The organism is Rosistilla oblonga (assembly GCF_007751715.1).
Lineage (GTDB): Bacteria > Planctomycetota > Planctomycetia > Pirellulales > Pirellulaceae > Rosistilla > Rosistilla oblonga.
The window spans coordinates 361,165-379,317 of record NZ_CP036292.1; the positions used below are offsets into that span (position 1 = coordinate 361,165).

Sequence of the window (18,153 nt, forward strand, 5' to 3'; positions counted from 1 at the left end):
GTCGTCGGCGGCTTCTTAAAGGCTGCGGTGCAGGAAGTCGACCAGTTCACTCACCTGGAGATCCTTGACTTGTTTGGCCGCCAGTTCCGAGAGGAACGGGTTGAAGTCGAGTTTGGTTTGGAAGTGCTCTTCGAGCGTCTCGCCCAGCACGACCGCATCGATCGAGGCAAAGCCGAGGTCTTGGAAAAACATCGTCTGTTCGTCGATCGGGGCATCGTAGGTCTGCCCCTGGAAATCGGAGAGGATCTCTTGCAGGTCGGACAAAATTTCTGGACGTGTTTTGGAGGTCATGGTGGTTGGCGTGAGGCGGTTTGTTTGTCTTGATGTGTGGATGATTGGCGAGCAGTGCGGCTGGCCGACTGGCTATTGTGCGGAGGTCGATGTCGAAGAATGGATCCATCCGCCGCCGAGCACTCGGTCGCCATCGTAGATCACGGCAGCTTGGCCTGGAGCCACGCCATCGACAGGTTCGTCGAACAGGACCTCGAAACGGTCGGTCCCCTGCGGTGTGACTTGTGCGGCTTGCGGCGGGCTGTTGTACCGGATCTGCACGCTGCACGAAAACGTTTCGGCGGGGGGATCGATCAACCAGTTGGCTTCATGAGCGATCAAGCCGTCGCGAGCCAAGTCGGCCTTCTGCCCGATCACCACGCGGTGCGTGTCGGGTTCGATGCGGACGACGAAGTAGGGTTCGCCCATCGCCACGCCGAGGCCTTTGCGTTGGCCGATCGTAAAGGCTTCGATGCCGGGATGCTCGCCGACGACATCGCCAGCGGTGGTCACGATCTGCCCGGCGGTGTTGCCACCGCCGCTGCGGTCGCGAACAAATTGGCCGTGGTGTCCGCTGGTGACAAAACAGATCTCTTGGCTGTCCGGTTTCCCGGCGACTCGCAATCCGATCGCTTCGGCTTGTTGGCGGATCCAGGGTTTATCGTAACCGCCGACGGGCAACAGCATCCGCGACAGTAGGTGCTGGCCGATTCCAAACAGCACGTACGATTGGTCCTTGCGATCGTCGACGCCACGCCGCAGCGCGAAACTGCCGTCGGCTTCTTCGGACAATTGAGCGTAGTGGCCGGTGGCGACGTATTGGGCATCGATGCTGTCGGCGTATTCGAACAGTCGGCCGAACTTGATCCAGTTGTTGCACTGCACACAGGGATTGGGCGTTCGTCCCTGGGAATACTCATCGACAAAATAATCGATGATCCGGCGGAAGTCCTGCTTCAGGTTGAGGGCATAAAAAGGAATCCCCAGCCGATCGGAGACCCGCCGCGCGTCGGCGGCATCGCTAGCGCTGCAACAACCCTGTTTGTGGTCGGCGCGGCCTTGGACGATCGGCAGCACGGGCGATTCCGAACCGTCGGGAGCGCGGCAGACATCGGCTGATTCCTCGCCGTGCCGCATGAAGACGCCGACGACCTCGTGCCCTTGCTGCAACAACAGGTGGGCTGCGACGCTGCTGTCAACGCCTCCGCTCATCGCTAAAACAACCCGTGCCAATGCAGTTACCTTTTCGTTTGTGTCTGTCGTTTGTGCTGGACCGTATCGCCGCGGCCGGACCCACTGTGCTTGGACTCGGGGCCGCCTATAATTGGCTGCGCCGCTACTTCTACATTATTTAGCAGCGTCAACACACGCTTCGTTCATACCCTAATGGTTAACGATTGGAGAGAGTTATGGAAGGTGATCTAAAACAAAGAGCCGAAGAGATCCGGCAGCGCTTGGTCCAACTCGGAGACTCTCTTTGACTACGCTGGCAAATGTGAACAAGTGGCGGCGATCGAAAAACGCATGTCCGAGCCGGGGTTTTGGGACGATTCCGAAGCGGCTCAGGCGGTCGTGGTGGAACTCAAGTCGCTTAAAAGCGTAATCGGACCTATCAACAGTTCCAACAAATCCGCCGCCGGATTGGATGAGCTGTTGGAGATGATGGCCGAAGAGCCCGAATTGGAAGCCGACGTGATCGCCGAGGTGGAGCGTTTAGAGGCGGTTTTGGACGATCTGGAGCTGCGTTCGCTGCTCAACGGACCCAACGATTCGGCCAGCTGCATTCTTTCGATCAATGCTCGCGATGGCGGAACCGACGCCAACGATTGGGCCGATATGATGCTGCGGATGTATTCCGCTTGGGCCGTCAAAAACGACTATTCGATCGAATTGTTGGATCGCCAAGACAACGAGCAGGCCGGGATTAACCACGCCGCGATAGCGATTCGCGGGCCGTTGGCGTACGGCTATTTGAAGGGTGAAGAGGGGATGCATCGCTTGGTGCGGATCAGCCCCTTTAACAGCGAAGGGAAGCGGCAGACAAGTTTTGCAGCGGTTTCGGTCGCGCCGGAGATCGATAGTTCGGTCGAAGTCGAGATCGAAGAGAAGGATGTCGACGAGGATACCTACCGGGCCAGCGGGGCAGGGGGGCAGCACGTCAATAAGACCGACAGCGCTGTGCGGCTGACTCACCGTCCGACCGGCGTCGTCGTTCAGTGCCAGAACCAACGCAGTCAGCATCAGAATCGCGCCACCGCGTGGAAGATGTTGCGGGCCAAGTTGGCGCGGATCGAAGAGGAGCGGCGCGAGCAGGAGGAGCAGTCCAAATATGCGTCCAAGGCGCGCACCGGTTTCGGGTCGCAGATCCGAAACTACTTCCTGCATCCCGACCAGCGAGTCAAAGATGCGCGGACCGGGCACCTGGTCGGCAATTTCCACTCGGTCCTCGACGGCAGTGAATTGCAGTCGTTTTTGGATGCGTTCCTGCAGTTCCGAGCTGCAGAGAATGCCCGCTAGCAGCGGTTTTGAATTCGAGAGATTGGAAAGCTCTTCTGGCAGCTTTCTCGCTCGCTCACCAACGGATCGGCGGAAGTGGCGTTTTGATACCACTTCCGCCGAGCGTTTTTGCGGGCGTCAGTCTAACCGCTTGTTAGTAGCTGACCTGCTGGATCATGTTCTGCGATCCGGGGTTCGGCAGTCGCGTTGGCGAGCGTATCGCTTGCGGCAGCGTCGCGGGGATCGGAGCGATCGACGCTTGGGCGTTCGACGGCGAATCGAGCGTTGGCATGTCCGGCGGAGTGCTGATCACTGGCGTTGGCGCCTCGGGGGCCATCGCTGGAGCAGCTTCCGTGACCGGCATCGACGAGACGCCAGGGGCACTTGGGTCAAACGGTCCACGCGATACCGGGCATGGTGCTTCGATGGCATCGGGATGTGGGCAAGGTCGGAAGAAGCGGCCCTGTTCACACGCTTCGCGGTACGCCGGCGAGTGCCAGCCACCTTCGGACATGTGAATGTGGTTGTAAGCAAGCAGCGTTCCCTTTTGGCGGTGCAGGTCACGCATCGCCAGGTTGTAGGAGACCAGGGTTGCGTAGTAGTCGCTTTCGCTGCTGATCACTTGGCGTTGAGCCTGCAACAGGAAGTTGATGTTATCAGCACCGCGGCGGTAGCGTTCACGTAGGACTTCCAATTGGCGGCGATCGGCGACCCAGCGGTTGAAGTTGGTTTTCAGCAGCTGGTATTGGCGTTGCACGTCTCGCGACGCATCGGCCAAGTCGTGGCTGATGCGTAGCTCGGTCTCGTTCATCAACGCTCGTTCTCGCGACAGGTTCAACTGGGCGTGGGAGATCGCCACGGCAGCTCTGCGAAGTCCGACCGGGAAGGCCAGTTCGAGGCCAGCTTGCCATTCTTGGAAATCACCACCAGCGATCTCGCCGTACATGCTGTCCAGGTAGGTGTCGTCGTCGCCGATCAGGTGATCGCCCAGACCACGCCAGCGGTACTGACCGAGGAAGTCGAGTCGCGGCTTCTTGTTCAGTCGAGCTGCGGTCAGTTCGAGTTCACGCTTTTTGATGTTCCATTTCTGGCGACGGATCTCGACGCGTCGCTCCAGGCCCTCGTTGAGGATCGTGTTCCAATCGAAGACCACGCGGGCGTCGTGAGGGTCGGTCGCTGGTTTGATCAACCGTCCATCGGCGGCTGGCAAACCGAGCATGTATCGCAGGCTTTGTTCCAGCTTGTAGAGGCCGGCCTCGCCAGCCAATCCGTTTTCGACTTGAACTTGGAATTGGTAGTATTGCGATCGGGCTTGAGCTTCTTCGTCGCTCCGGCCAGCACCGACGTTCAGGCGAAGTTCTTGGTACTGGAACGTTTGCAGAGCTGCTTCGCGACCACGCAGTTGAGCTTCGAGGTTGCGGTAGGCAAAGTACAGATCCCAGTAGGCTTGTTCGACATCGTAAGCCGTCTGGATGACCGCGGCTTCAAAGTCGGTCAGGCTGATGTCGTTGTTGACCCGTGCGATCAAGACGCCGTTGTATACGCCGATCTGGCTGTTGGGGCCGGCGATGCGGTTGAATTCCGTTCCGCGTCCCTGCATCAACGGTTGTCGGTATTCACCTTCGAAGAAGCCCGCAAAGTCGCTGGAGAAGAAACGTCCGGGCGAGTTGGGTCGGTCGTAGATGACGTTGTGTCGAGCGGTGAAGGTCGCACCTGTGGCGGTCGTCTTGCTCAGCTCGGTGTTGTAGTTAGCCAGTGTTTGTTGGAACGCCAAGGGGCGGAAGAAGGCGACCGCACCGGTGGGGTCGACGTTCTGCGGTTGGTCGTTCTTTTGCCAGAACAGTTGGCCGGCGAATTGCGCGTCGAAGTCCGACAGCGCCGCTTCGACACCGCCCAGCGGATTCGCTTCGACAAGCGCCGGGTCGTAGATCGTCGATGTCGCATTGGGTGCGTCGACGACGCTGACGCCCAGGGTCCGCAGGACGGGCCCTTGGCCGATCGCCATCTGGACCGCTTGTTCCAGGGTCAGTTCCCAGGAGGGCAGTTGAGAGGGATCTTCGAGAGTCAGCGGTTGCGCCGTCGAATTGGCTGCCGCGCTCGCTTCGTTGCTTAGCGTTTTGACATCGGGATACTCGATCCTGGTCGCCACCGTGTCGTAATACGACTTGGTCGTATCGCGCGGCCCTGGGGGTAGTTTCCAGTTGGCGATGCACCCGGGCAGCGCACAACCGCTTGCCGCCATGAGCGCCGCCGCGAGAAATTTCTGCGTGCGTGTTTTGAGTCGAGCCATGAGTCAATGCTTCTGCTAGAGTCCAAGAAGTCCGTCATCCCATAAATACGATTGGAATAACGCAGACGTCATCAGACCTATCGACCGTGGAACCGGACGATCTAGAGCATTGGGCAGAGAAGTTAGCATGCCAATTTGCAGAGAACTCTAGCTAACCGGCAAACTAGGGCGCGAAGCCTCGGTTCAGGTAAACCTTGACGGCATCGCCCTTTTGGGGTGGCGCGATTATCGCGGGCAGCGAACCAATACCAGCATCTGAGTCTGGAAGTCGGGACCTTCGTCGCTGGGTGTTTCCGGAGTCCATTTCATCTGCTTTGCCGACTCTTCGGTCAGGGCAAAGAATGACGATTGTGCCGCTCGCGGGAACATCTGAGCTTGGCCACCCGCCGATCCAAAGGTCAGGTGATGTGCCAACGCTTTGTCGTCGGCGTGGCGGATCGCCGATGGGTCGACCGACGAGAGTTCGCTGATCGTCGTCAATAGATTCGGTTCCATCACCATCTGGAAGCCGACGCTTTTGATCACACTTTGGTGATTGAACAGCGACAGCATGAAGCGGTCCAAGCGTTTCGCTGAACCTTGCAGCAGCAACAGTTGTGTATCGCCCTCGACAGCTTGCGGCGCGTCGAGGTTGACCGTGCCGATCATCTTTCCTTGCACCAGTTGCCCGACATGGTCGCGGCTCATCGGTTGTGGTTGGACGTTGCTGATTCCCGCAGTCTCCAACGCGTACTCCAGTTCGTTGAGGTCGCGGCCACGCTGCGTCAGCTCCACTTCTAGCAGTACCGCAAACTCCAGTTTGTTGGTCGGTTGGGCTGAAGGCGAAACAAGCTCGCCCGGCGCTGCGGCTGGTCGAGCGGTCGCCGCGGGAGCCATCGCGATCCGTTCTTCTGGTGCGGTTGTTTTGTCAGGTTGTGCTGTTGTTTCAGCGGCTTCCGGTGGCGTGACCGCTGGGGCAGGAGCTGCTGGAGTTGTCGCGGCGTCGTTCGATGCGATCGCTTCGACAGCCGGTTGGGCTGCTGGAGCGGTGGTTTCGATCGGCGACGGTTCGACCGCGTCGCTGGAGTCGGGTGTGCCGGGCGTCGCGACGGCGGCGAGCCCACCGGCGGCCTGGGGCGAGCCCGGTTGGACGTCGGGATTGCTCGAGTTCCAAGCGACCATCAGCGTTAAGCTGGCCGCGAGGGCTGCGAGTCCGCCGAGCCATGCGCGTTGGTGACGCTTGAAATTTCCCCGTCCTTCGCGAGCTTGAGCCAGGCGGATGGGGTGCGTGTCGGGCAGACCTTCGGCGTCGGCTTGAGCCAGTACCGCAGTCCAGACGCGGTCGGAGAAGTCGGTTCCCAGGCGGGCGTCCGATGGCATCGAAGCGCGGACGTCGGCCTGCAATTTCCGTAGCGCTTCGAGTTGTTGACGAACCGAAGCATCGTGTTGCAGCAGTTGTTCGACGTGTGCCTGTTCATCCGCGCTGAGACCATTGTCCAGATAAGCGCTGAGCAGTTCTTCACGGGCTTCGTTGTTCATGGCACTTCAAATCCCGACGTCATTCGGGGCAAGGAAATTCAAGGCGTCATCCGCTCAGCTGTCGCCTGGACGTTGGGCGAAAGTTCCCCTTCGCTGGTTGTCGCAGCGGGGGTGCTAGCGGATGATCGGTGGGACGGCGTCGACCGATGCGAGTTCGCGTCCCATTTTTTGGGATGCAAGTGGGGAGACAAAAGTTCCTTCTCAAACCACCTAAGTTAAACGAATTCGCGATTAAACCGCCCTTGGGTTTGCTGTAAGTGATTGTCCTCAGTGAGGTTATGGCTTTCTTGCCGCTTGCGTTGCGGAGATCTGGCGGCCGCGATTCGGAGCCGTGCGGCGTTTGTTGGCAGGTGAAAAATCGATAAAATCTTGGCCTGTCGGCTGGACCTATACTATTTTTAGTCTTCGATCGCGTCGCCGATCGCCTTTTCGTCGAGCGCCAGGCCGGGCAAGTCGCTGCGGTGGCGAGCTGATTCGATGAACGATTCTAACAGGACTTGAGCGGCGACGGCATCGATCCGCTTCTTCCGCCCCTTGTTGGTCAGTTTGGAAGGTGCCAGCCGTTGGTCGGCGGCGGCAGTGGAAAAGCGTTCATCAAACAGCCGCACCGGCAGGTCGGTGGTTTGCTGCAACCACTTCGCAAACTTGCGGGCCTCGATCGATTTCTTGCTCTCGGTGCCGCTCAGATGGATCGGGAATCCGACGATCCATCCCGCGATCCGCTCTTCGGCGGCCAGTTGGCAGAATGCTTTTCCTCGCTGCTCGGCGGCTCCTTGAGGAACGACGGTCAGCGGGCTGGCGATGATCCGATCGGGGTCGCAGACCGCAACGCCGATCCGGACGGTGCCGTAGTCGACCGCGGCGATTCGCCCCTGGCTGGGGAAGGGGGCCGGTTGTGGGCTCTCGTCGCTCATCTTTCCTCAATCTGAATAAGTGGAATCATCACGACTCTTAATACTCGATTCTCCGCCGTGGGGCTATCGCAGGCTGGCGTCTCCAATTGTGGAATATCGGGGGCGCGGTAAGATTCCAGGATGCCTACGATCCGCCAACTGCCGCCCAATCTCGTCAATAAAATCGCCGCTGGAGAAGTCATCGAGCGGCCTGCTTCGGTCGTCAAAGAGCTGTTGGAAAACAGCATCGATGCAGGATCGACGCGGATCGAAGTCCACTTGGAAGCGGGGGGAGCCGATCTGATTCGGATCAGCGACAACGGCTGCGGGATCGCTGAGGAACAGATGACTCTGGCGGTCACTAGCCACGCGACCAGCAAGCTGCCCGACGAGGATTCGCTGTTCCACGTCGGCACCCTTGGGTTTCGCGGCGAGGCGTTGGCGTCGATCGCTTCGGTCAGCCAGATGATTATCCGCAGCCGAACGCCCGATGCGGCTGGCGGCAGCGAGATGTTGATCCATGGTGGCGTGATCGATCCGCCGGCTCCTTGCGGTTGCCCGGTCGGGACCGTGATGGAGGTCCGCAATCTGTTCTTTAATACGCCGGTGCGACGCAAGTTCATGCGGACGCCGCAGACCGAGACCAGTCATATCGTCGAGGCGTTTACGCGGATCGCGCTGGCCAATCCGCAGGTCCACATGGTCTTGCAAAACGGCAACCGCGTCGTCCACGATCTCCCCGCGACCGAACAGATTCGAGAACGCATCCGAGCCTTTTTTGGCGACGAGATCGCCAGCGGTTTGATCCCCATCTCGGGCGACAATGGCGAGGTGAAGCTGACAGGTTTTGTCTGCGACCCCAGCGTCAGTCGAGGCAACAATCGGATGCAGTATCTGTTCCTCAACGGTCGCCACATTCGCGACCGTGCGTTGCAGCATGCTTTGGGCGAAGCCTACCGCGGGCTGTTGATGGTCGGCCGGTTTCCGATCTGCTTCATCAATTTGGACATGCCTTCGGACCTCGTCGACGTCAACGTTCATCCAACGAAATTGGAGGTTCGGTTCACCGAGAGCGGCCGGATCTACAGCCAGTTGTTGCAGACGCTGCGGCACAAATTTTTGACAAGCGATCTGACCGCGCGCGTTGGCAATTCGATCTCCAGCAACGCGCCCGAGGCGGCTGAACCGAAAGCCGAGGCTGTCGAATCACCCAACGATCTGGAGCAGCGCCAGCGTCAGGACGTGATCCAGTGGGCGCGGTCGAGCGATTCGGCTGCCGATCGCGACCTGCCAAACATTCGCCCGTCGATCCGTTCGCTGCCGGGAGAGTTGCCCGATTTCCAACCCTTCCCTGGCGGCGCTCGTGCCGTGTCGCCGGCTGGCGATCGCGACGGCGATTCGTTTGGAACTCCGTTTGAGCCCAGCCCGCGGTTGCCGGGGGCGGAGGTCGGCGGTGATGGCGACGCGGCGCAGCACGATCAAGGTGATGGAGCGACGCGAGTCGATGGGCTGCATCCGTCGAAGCCGCACAGTCATCTCGGCTACCAAGTTCACAATCGCTATCTGGTCACGCAGGACGAGACCGGAATGGTCGTCGTCGATCAGCATGCGTTGCACGAACGGATCCTCTACGAACGCGTTCGCGAGAAGGTCTTGAATGGCAGTCTGGAGACGCAGAAGTTGTTGGTTCCCGAGCCGGTTTCGTTGACGCCGTCGGAAGCCGCAGCGGCTCTGGAAGCCAAGGAGCTGTTGGCTCAAGTCGGAATCGAGATCGAACCCTTCGGCGGCGACACCGTCGTCGTTTCCGCTTATCCCGCGATGCTGGCGAAGCTGCGACCCGAGGATATGTTGCGGCAGGCGTTGGAGTCGCTGATTTGTGCTGGCAAAGATCCCGAGGTCCGCGATCTGTTGGACCATCTGCTGCACACGATCGCTTGTAAAGCTGCGATCAAAGCGGGCGATCGCTTGACGTCTGAAGAGATCACCAGCCTGTTGGAACAGCGGGACATGTATCAGGACACGCACCACTGTCCGCACGGTCGCCCGACCGCGCTCTTCTTCAGCCGCGAGGAACTCGACCGCATGTTCGGCCGCATGGGAGCTCGCAAAGTAAACCCGACCGGCCACAAGTAACTGATCGTTTTGCTGGGTCAGGTCGTGGCTGTGCGGGGCCTTCCGCACGGAGCTTTTTTTTGAAGCCTGTCCCCGACGCCAGGCATCTCACTCGAGCCCGTCTATCGCGTGCTGAACCGATAGCTGGTCTGCGTTTGATAGGTTTTTCCGGGCCGCAGGATCGTCGATGGGAAATTGGGCTGGTTGGGGCTGTCGGGATAGTGCTGCGTTTCCAAGCAGAATCCGCCGCGATGGACGTAGGGTTTGCCCGCCTTGCCGATCAGGCGGCCGTCCAGAAAGTTGCCGCAGTAAAACTGAATCCCCGGTTCGGTCGTGTGGACTTCCATCACGCGGCCGCTGGTCGGTTCATAGACGCGAGCGGCGAGCGTCATCGCTTTGTTGTCGTCCGGTTTGTTCAAGACCCAGTTGTGGTCAAAGCCGCGGCCGAACTCGAGTTGCTGATTCTCCTGGTCGATGTCGCGGCCGATCGGTTTGGGCTGCGTGAAGTCCATCGGTGTGCCAGCGACCGCGGGCAGTTCTCCCGTTGGGATCGCGGTTGCGTCGACTGGGGTGTAGCGATCGGCATTCAACATTAATTCGTGATCGAGGATCGTCCCCTCGCCTTCCCCTTTGAGGTTGAAGTAGGTGTGTTGGGTTAGGTTGACGGGAGTCGCTTGGTCGGTCGTCGCGTGGTAATCGACGAGGATCGCGTTGTCATCGGTCAGTGTGTAGGTGACGCGAATCTGCAGGTTGCCCGGATAACCCTCCTCTTTGTCGCGCGCTAGGTACGACAACTGGATCGCGTTTTGTCCTTCGATCGGTTTTGCATCCCAGACGACTTTGTCGAATCCGATGTTACCGCCGTGCAGATGGTTCGGGTTGTTGTTGGTCGCCAGCGAATAGGTTTTACCGTCGAGCGTGAACTTGCCATTGGCGATGCGGTTGCCGTAGCGGCCGACGATCGCGCCGAAGTAGGGGCGATCGACGGCGTTGATGTAATCTTCGACGCGGTCGTAGCCCAGTGCGACATCGGCCATCTTGCCGTTGCGATCGGGAACGACGATCGACGTGATGATCGCACCGTAATTGGTCACGCTGACGGTCATCCCCGACCGATTTTTGAGCGTGTAAAGTTGGATCGAATCGAAGTCGTCGACCTCGACGGCGGCGGCTGGGGGTGCCAGGAGCAACGTGACGGCAGCGATCAGCAGCAGCGATTTTAAGGGGCTGGTTTTCATGGTTTCTCGGCAATAGGGGAGGGATGTTGGGCGCAAGACCTTCCTATCCTAGCCGTGTCGCCGCGCGAAGCAACGCGATGGGGCGTCGCCGGGGTGCGATATTTTGTCAGCCGGAAGGGTGCTCACCCCGACTTAGCTTTGCTGCGGAACTTGCCCGGCGTCATCCCGACGATCCGGCGGAAGACGACATACATATATTCGGGGTTATCGAATCCGCATAAGGTTGCGATCTGTTCGGCTGGCAGTTCGGTGCTGGTCAGCAGTTCGCAGACCCGTTTGATTTGAACGTGGCGGATCTCTTGTTGCGGCGTTCGGCTCAGGTATTGGCGCAGCTTGCGTTCCAGCGAGCTGCGGGAGATCGCGACGTTATCGGTCACGTCGACGACGTTGATCCCGCGGCAGGCGTTCTCTCGGATGTAGCGGAGGGCGGCGGCGATGTCGGGATCGTCGATGGCGACGACATCGGTCGATTGCCGCTCCGCCACGCCAAGCGGTTGGATCAGGTGTTCTGTCTTTTGGGGGACTTCGCCGTTCATCAACTGAGTCAGCAGCTCGGCAGCTCGGAACCCAACTCCTTCGGCGTTAGGGATCACGCTGGACATCGGCGGACTGCAGACGCGGCACAGCAGCGTGTCGTTGTCGGCGCCGATGATCGCAACTTCTTCGGGGACCGACAGCCCTTCCTGTAGGCAGGCGTCGACGACTTGTTGTCCGCGCAGATCGTTGCAGGCCATGATCCCACAGGAGGAAGGGAGCGTTCGTAGCCAGGCTCGCAATCGCTGTTGTTCCTCTTCCCAGGAAAGTGCATCGGGGCCATACCAGGGCGATTCGTACTGGTGGCAGCGGCGCTGTGCCGCTTCGACGCGCTGAGAAAATGCGTCCTGCCGACGCTCCGACCAAGCCTCATTTGTGAAGCCGCAAAATCCAAACTCGCGGAAGCCACGTTCCAGCAGATGCTCTGCTCCCATGCGTCCGATCGCTGCGTCGTCGGACCAGACGTAGGTCCGTCCGTGCGACTGATGCCTGTCGGTCAGTTCGATCAGAGGGACTCCGGTCGCTTGGACCGTCTGCAGTAGTTCCGGGGTGGTGGTGCGCGAGATGATCCCGTCGCCCGCCCAGTTGGCTAACCAGCGTGGAGGCTCTTGGGTGAGGTCATGCTGGTCCAGGAAGACCGACCAATCGTCGAACATTCGCATGTGTTGGATGATCCCCGAAAGGACCTGCCGGCCGTAGATGCTGGACGTTTCGACGATCAGGGCGACGTGGCGTTTCATGGCATTTGCGGCGGTATTTGGTTGGCGGAGTTGTCGATCGGCGGTTGTTGGCGATCTTGACAATATATCTTAGAACGTTGACGCCGTAACGCATGGATTTCGTAGCGGGGCGATCTTAGACTCAAAATGGCACTTTAGGTTTATTCCCAGCGCCATCCCCATTCCCGGCGTGGTCGTTTTGCGGGTATCGCCGCAGCCACTTTGGCGGGGATCCATCATCTGGCGGTTGGTTTGCGTTTGGGCTGTTGTGCCGCGCTCCATCTATCTGTTGGTCGTCCGCCGCGATTTGTTTGTTTTGCCTTCATGTTCTTCTCGGAGTTGATGAGATGAGATCGAGTAACCAATCTTTCACCCCGAGAAGGGGCTTCACGCTGGTCGAGTTATTGGTCGTGATCGCGATCATCGGCATTTTGGTCGGGCTGTTGTTGCCGGCGGTCCAAGCCGCTCGCGAGGCGGCTCGTCGGATGCAATGTTCCAACAATCTTAAGAACAATGCATTGGCGATGCATAACTACCACGATACCTACCAGTCGCTGCCTCCGGTCGGTTACGACTTTTTTGGCGTCAACCTCGACACGCATTCGTGGGTCGCTCGGATTCTGCCGTTCATCGAACAGGGGCCGCTCTACGAGACCGTCGACTTCAATATCCGCGTCAACGGCAGCGCTGCGCAGCAGGCGTATCGTGAAACGGAGCTGAGCGTGATGTCGTGTCCTTCGGAGGCGACGGCTTTGGGAGAATCGAATAGCAGTCCTACCTGGTCGCATCGCCGCGGCAGTTACGCCGTGAACATGGGAAACACCAATTACCGTCAAGACCATGCAAATGGTTGGGATGGCGTTTGGACCTATTCCAACGGCGGTGCTCCGTTTAAGGTCGGGACCGAAAAGCGGTTTCGTGATGTGACCGATGGAACCTCGACTACGTTGCTGATGGCGGAGGTTCCGATCAATACAAACGAAACCGGTTGGCGAGGGATGTATGGCGTCACGCGATACACCTCCGGTGCCGGCTTTACCGCTTATCTGTCGCCCAATTCGACGGGGTCGGTCGATGGTGGTCGGTTGTGCTGGGGAGCTGACGATTTTCGCCCGCGCTCGATCCCATGTCACGCCGGTGGTAATTGGTGGAGTGCAACGTTCCCGTCGATGTCGCTGCATCCCGGCGGCGTGATGACGGCGCTGGTCGATGGTTCGGTTCGCTTTGTCGGCGAAACGATCGATTTGAACATCTGGCGTGAAGTCGCGACCAGCCAGGGTGGCGAGCCGGCATCGCTGTAGGCGATCGTTGGCGGAGTTTTGTTGTTGAAGTGGCCGAGCAGCGTTGTTCGGTCGATCGCCCGCAGGGCGGTTCGGTTTCTGAAGTTTTGTCGGTGTAAGTATCGGTTGGGAGAAGTGCGTGGTGTTTTCTGAGCTTCGTTTGTTTGCGGCGATTGCGATCTTGACGGTTCCGTTGGCCGTTGGTTGCGGCGGTACGCGTAGCGATCAGATTCCGGTTACCGGGAAGGTGAGTTTCGATGGCCAGCCAGTGGAGCAGGGGACGATCACGTTTATGCCGGTCAGTGGTGTAGGGCAGACGACTGGTGCGGAGATCGTTGCGGGCAGTTACTCCACCACCGTTTCTCCCGGAGAACAAGCGGTGCAGATCACCGCGAATAAGACGGTCGTCAAAGAGAATCCGACCGAAGAAGAGGTTCAACGCGGATTGACCGAATCGACCGAGCAGTATCTGCCCGTTAAATACAACCGGCAATCCGAACTGCGTGTCACCGTGTCGGCTGATGCGACCACGCACGATTTCGATCTGCAGCCGTAAGCTGGCTGTGCTGCCACGCTCGACCTGTCTCTATCTTTAGTGTCGGCGTGTTGCGATGTGGGGCGGTCTCGCCGCGGCGTATCTTTTATTAAGCCGCTGGCCGACGCCGACTTTTGCCTGCCGTTGTGTCTCGCAAGTTTGTGGATCGGCCCAGCGAAGGTTCGGGCGGCGGCGTGGGCTATCCGCTGTGAATCTCCAACTGCACCTCGCCGGTGATTTCGGCAGGGGAGGGGAGGGCAGGGGGGGTGATCTCGATCGCCAGTTGATTACTCAGCTGCAGTTGGTCGGTGATATCGATCCGAACGGGGGCCTGTTGGGCGGTGAGGTTTGCTAGCAGGGTTTCATTTAGCGAAACGTGCGCGGTTCCAACGCAGGCGATGATTGCTAGCTCGACGCGTTCTGCCGGGCCGAGTCCAGTCGGTCGGTTGAAATGACGAACGTACAGGATAGGCCCCTGGTAGTCGGCGAGGAATTGGTCCGACGGTTGGTCGATCCGGCCTGTGATCGGCTGGGCGTCGGCGATTTCCAACGGCGTTAATTTCCAGGGACCTCGCAACCGGATCGTGTGGGGTGAGCTTGACGGCATCGGATTGGCTGGACTTTCTCTCGGGGGGGATGTTCTTGCAGGTTGTGCTGAATTCAGGCTAGGCTGGCGATCGCTCTGTTTTGGCCGCCGGGTCGCGGCGTTCGGTTGCCGATGATCCTTTCGGGCGTTATCGGTCACCGATACACTTAGAAACGGGAGCTTCTCAATGAACCAATACCTTCTTCCTTGTCAAGGAGCGTTAATCGTGCCTAATCGTGTGAGCCGAATCGAATTGTCGCAGTCGATTCGAAGACACAAGACGTTCTCTGTCGGCAAGTTGCTGTTGGCGCTGCTGCTGGTTGGCGGCGTCGCCGGGAATTGCCAGGGGCAGGATCCGTCGGAATCGAGCGAGGAGGCGTTGGCGGTTTACGCCGACGCGGCCAACTTCCAGAACAACGGCGCGTTTGACCTGGCGATTGCGGAGTGGAAGAAGTTTTTAAAGACGCACGGTAAGGATCCGCTGGCTTCCAAAGCGGCTCATTATCTAGGGATCAGCCAGATGCGGAAGGAGGAGCCCGATTACATGGCGGCTTCGGCGGCCTTCCAGCAGGCGTTGGCGGCGAAAGATTTTGAGCTTGTCGAAGAAGCGCTCAGCAACCGCGGTTGGTGTTTGTTTGCCGCCGGGCAGAACGATCAAGCCAATCAAGCGAAGCGGTTCGCCGAGGCGCTGGCGGTTTTCGATGAGTTGTTGAAGAAGTTTCCCAAGACGACGTTCGCCGATCAGGCGCTCTTTTACAGTGGCGAAGCCGCGTATGCATCGGGCAAACCAGCCGACGCGGTGAAGTATTACCAGCGGTTGATCGGATTGCCCAAGGGCAAGGACTCGCCGCTCTATTGCGATGCGATCTACGCCAAGGGAGTCGCCTTGGAGGATCAGCAACTGTGGAAGGAAGCGTTGGCCGCCTACGCTGGATTGGTCGACGGGTGTGCCGATTCGGATCTGTTGCACGAGGTCCAGATCCGCCAAGCGGACATCAACGTTCGCTTGGAACAATATAAAGCCGCGGCGCCGCTGTTTCGGAAGGTCGCCGATTCCAAGACGCGGTTGTCCGATTACGCGCTCTTTCGGCTCGCCTTCTGCGCCGTGCAATTGCAGGACCCCGGTTCGGCAGCAAAGGCCTACGACGAATTGATCACCAATTACCCGGACAGCCAGTTTGCATCGGCGGCGTTGATCGCTGCCGGGCAGAGCTATTATCGAGCGGGCAAGTTCGACGAAGCGGCGGCGAAGTTCCAAGCTGTCTTGAAGTTGGACGATGCGGTAGCGGCGACCGAAGCAGCTCACTGGCTGGCGACGATCGCAGCGAAAAATAACAAGACCGACGAAGTGATCGCGATCTCTCGAGCCGCGATCGCCAAGGGCTTGGACGGCTTCTTCGCCGCCAGCGTGAAGATGGATCTGGCCGATGCGCTCTCCAAAACGCCAGCGACCAGCGAGGAAGCGATCGAGTTGTACGTGGCGATTGCCAAGGAGTCGGCGGGCCAGCCCGTGGCGGCTCGGGCGCTCTACAACGCCGGCTTCACCGCGCTGCAAAATCGCGATCTCGCCAGTGCGGGCAAGTTCGCCGATCGGTTCATGGCCGAGTATTCGAAGGATCCGTTGGTCCCCGATGTGTTGTACGTGGCGGCGGAGTCGCAGCTGCAGACCGGCAAATCGAAAGAGGCGGCGGAGACCTACGCTCGGCTGTTGCAGCTCGCCGCAGATCATCCCTCGCGTTCGCTGTGGATCTTGCGCGGTGCAACCGCTTCGTTTCTGGCGGAGGATTATGCGGCGGTCGTCGATCGTTTGAGCAAGGCGATGGGAGAATTGAAGGCTCCCGAACAGCAAGCCGAAGCGGAGTTCATGATCGGGTCGAGCTATTACAAGCTGGACAAAAAAGACGATGCGTCGAAAATGCTGGAGAAGAGTCGTCAGACGAGCAGCCAGTGGAATCAAGCGGCCGACGTGCTGGTGACTCTGGGACGCGTTCAGCTGGACTCCGGCAAGCCCGATCTGGCGCAGAAATCGTGGACGCAGGTGATCGCCGAAGCGCCTACCTCCGGAGCCGCTTTCCAGGCTCGCTATCGCTTGGCGTTGTTGTTGTCCGGCAAAGAGGACTTCGACGGGGCGAAGAAGTATTACGACGAGATCTTGGCCGCTGAGAACCAAGGTGCACTCAAGCCGTACGCCCTTTATGGCAGCGGTTGGTGCCAGATGAAGAAGGAGAAATACGAAGAGGCGTTGGTCCAGCTGGATCAGGTCTTGAAGGAATTCAAAGATCATCCGGTCGCCAAAGACGCTCAATTGGCTCGCGGTATCTGCTTGCGAAAACTGGGCCGCGACGACCAGGCTCGCAGCGCTTTCGAAGACCTACTGCGGCGTGGCCCTCAAGGTTTGGAACTGGGGCACGCGCTCTACGAACTGGCGCTGTTGGAAGTGGGGGACAAACAACCGGCCAAAGCGTCGGTCTATCTGAAGCGTTTGGTCGGCGAAGTCCCTCAGTATCCCGACCTCGACAAGGTCCTTTACGAACTGGCTTGGGCGATGCGCGACCAGGGAGACGAGGCTGAAGCGATCCGCCATTTTGGCCAGCTTGTTTCCAAATTCCCCAAGACGACGTTGGCTGCCGAAGCGAGCTATCACGTCGGGCAGCAGCAGTTCGATGCGGGCAATTTTAAGCAGGCCGCGGGTGCGTTCTCGACAGCCGCCGAACATACCACCGATCCGGCTCTGTTGGAAAAGGCCTATTACAAGTTGGGTTGGTCGGGCTTCCAGATGAAGAATTACGACGGTGCAAAGCGTTCGTTCGAAAAGCAATTGAAGGCGGCGCCCGACGGGCCGCTGAAGGTCGACGCGATGGTGATGATCGCCGAATCGATGTTTAAAGAGGGGCAGTTTGCGCAGGCCTTGGAAGCTTATAAACAGGCGCGTACGATCGTGTTGGCCGAGGGGAAAGGGGCCAGCAGTTCCGACCCGGCTGCTCAACAGTTGCGCGAGCTGGTCTTTTTGCATGGCGGCCAATCGGCACAGCAGTTGAAGAAATGGGACGAAGCGTTGCAGTGGTTCGACCAGATGCGAGATCGCTTTCCCTCGACCGCCTATCTGCCCCAAGTTTTTTATGAAACGGGATATTGTTATCAGCAACTGAAGCAATATCCGAAGGCCTTGCAGTATTACGGTCAGGTGGCGGCGAACTATCGCGATGAGGTCGCCGCTCGAGCCCGCTTTATGATGGGCGAGATCCATTTTTCGCAGCGCGAGCTGACCAAGGCGATCCCCGAGTTCCAACGCGTGATGTTTGGTTTTGGCGGGGAGAAGGCGCCGCCGGAGATCAAAAACTGGCAAGCCAAGAGCGCGTTCGAAGCGGGCCGCTGCGGGGAGTTGCTGATCCAGAGCACCACCGGTGAAAAGCGAACCAATGCGATCCAAATCGCTCAGGGGTTTTACAATTACATTGCTGAAAAACATCCCCAACACGAACTTGTCGCCAAGGCAAGCGAACGTAGCGGCGTGTTGGATCGACTGTAAGGCCCGCCACGGAGCCGCCAGTTTTTAAGCTCGGGCGGCTGTTTGGCCGCTAGCGACAAATCGATTCGGGCGCACCAAACATCCCCTAGGGCATGTTCGCTGCACGGGAATCTGATTAACATTGGATGGTCGCCTGCGGCTCCATCGGCCCGT

At 59.2% G+C, this 18,153-nt stretch carries 13 protein-coding genes; 5 read left to right on the forward strand and 8 right to left on the reverse strand.

What is annotated here, in order from left to right; genetic code table 11:
- Positions 1 to 15: 15 nt before the first annotated feature.
- Together CA51_RS01265 and mnmA are read right to left on the reverse strand one after the other, a co-directional pair.
- Complete coding sequence (locus CA51_RS01265; RefSeq protein ID WP_145117327.1) at positions 16 to 291, reverse strand: acyl carrier protein; 276 nt, start codon at positions 289 to 291, stop codon at positions 16 to 18.
- Between the two features lie 72 nt (positions 292 to 363).
- Positions 364 to 1,503 carry a tRNA 2-thiouridine(34) synthase MnmA gene (gene mnmA, locus CA51_RS01270; RefSeq protein WP_145117328.1) on the reverse strand — a complete coding sequence of 380 codons (1,140 nt, stop codon included), beginning with the start codon at positions 1,501 to 1,503 and terminating at the stop codon, positions 364 to 366.
- Positions 1,504 to 1,679: 176 nt separating this feature from the next.
- On the opposite strand from mnmA, the gene prfB reads away from it, so the two are divergent.
- A protein-coding gene (gene prfB, locus CA51_RS01275; protein WP_338052322.1) for a peptide chain release factor 2 occupies positions 1,680 to 2,787 on the forward strand; the annotation gives its coding sequence in 2 pieces (ribosomal slippage) (positions 1,680 to 1,748 and positions 1,750 to 2,787; 1,107 coding nt in all).
- 133 nt (positions 2,788 to 2,920) lie between these two features.
- On the opposite strand, the gene CA51_RS01280 is transcribed toward prfB, so the two are convergent.
- The 3 genes from CA51_RS01280 to ruvX form a co-directional block, all read right to left on the reverse strand.
- A complete protein-coding gene (locus tag CA51_RS01280) occupies positions 2,921 to 5,056 on the reverse strand; it encodes a TolC family protein (protein WP_145117329.1) in 2,136 nt (711 codons plus the stop codon).
- Between the two features lie 225 nt (positions 5,057 to 5,281).
- Entirely contained in the window at positions 5,282 to 6,574 is a 1,293-nt protein-coding gene (locus CA51_RS01285; RefSeq protein ID WP_145117330.1) for an anti-sigma factor family protein, read from the reverse strand.
- A 398-nt stretch (positions 6,575 to 6,972) separates the two neighbouring features.
- Positions 6,973 to 7,488 (reverse strand): Holliday junction resolvase RuvX, encoded by a 516-nt coding sequence (ruvX, locus tag CA51_RS01290; RefSeq protein WP_145117331.1) that lies wholly within the window; start codon positions 7,486 to 7,488, stop codon positions 6,973 to 6,975.
- A 120-nt stretch (positions 7,489 to 7,608) separates the two neighbouring features.
- On the opposite strand from ruvX, the gene mutL reads away from it, so the two are divergent.
- Positions 7,609 to 9,600: a DNA mismatch repair endonuclease MutL gene (mutL, locus tag CA51_RS01295; RefSeq protein WP_145117332.1), complete on the forward strand. Its 1,992-nt coding sequence runs from the start codon at positions 7,609 to 7,611 to the stop codon at positions 9,598 to 9,600.
- Between the two features lie 101 nt (positions 9,601 to 9,701).
- On the opposite strand, the gene CA51_RS01300 is transcribed toward mutL, so the two are convergent.
- Both CA51_RS01300 and CA51_RS01305 read right to left on the reverse strand, forming a co-directional pair.
- The gene (locus tag CA51_RS01300; protein ID WP_145117333.1) at positions 9,702 to 10,817 is read right to left on the reverse strand and encodes an aldose epimerase family protein; all 1,116 of its coding nucleotides are present in this window, start codon (positions 10,815 to 10,817) and stop codon (positions 9,702 to 9,704) included.
- 122 nt (positions 10,818 to 10,939) lie between these two features.
- A complete protein-coding gene (locus tag CA51_RS01305; RefSeq protein WP_197451509.1) occupies positions 10,940 to 12,091 on the reverse strand; it encodes a XylR family transcriptional regulator in 1,152 nt (383 codons plus the stop codon).
- A gap of 326 nt (positions 12,092 to 12,417) precedes the next feature.
- Here CA51_RS01305 and CA51_RS01310 point away from each other — a divergent pair, with 326 nt between their 5' ends.
- Positions 12,418 to 13,371: a DUF1559 domain-containing protein gene (locus CA51_RS01310; RefSeq protein WP_145117334.1), complete on the forward strand. Its 954-nt coding sequence runs from the start codon at positions 12,418 to 12,420 to the stop codon at positions 13,369 to 13,371.
- Between the two features lie 121 nt (positions 13,372 to 13,492).
- Positions 13,493 to 13,906 carry a hypothetical protein gene (locus CA51_RS01315; protein ID WP_145117335.1) on the forward strand — a complete coding sequence of 138 codons (414 nt, stop codon included), beginning with the start codon at positions 13,493 to 13,495 and terminating at the stop codon, positions 13,904 to 13,906.
- A 178-nt stretch (positions 13,907 to 14,084) separates the two neighbouring features.
- Here CA51_RS01315 and CA51_RS01320 read toward each other — a convergent pair whose 3' ends face one another.
- On the reverse strand, positions 14,085 to 14,492 hold the full coding sequence (locus CA51_RS01320) for a hypothetical protein (protein WP_145117336.1): 408 nt from the start codon (positions 14,490 to 14,492) through the stop codon (positions 14,085 to 14,087).
- Between the two features lie 205 nt (positions 14,493 to 14,697).
- Between CA51_RS01320 and CA51_RS01325 the strand changes: the two genes are divergently transcribed.
- Entirely contained in the window at positions 14,698 to 18,000 is a 3,303-nt protein-coding gene (locus CA51_RS01325) for a tetratricopeptide repeat protein (RefSeq protein ID WP_197451510.1), read from the forward strand.
- Positions 18,001 to 18,153: the final 153 nt, after the last annotated feature.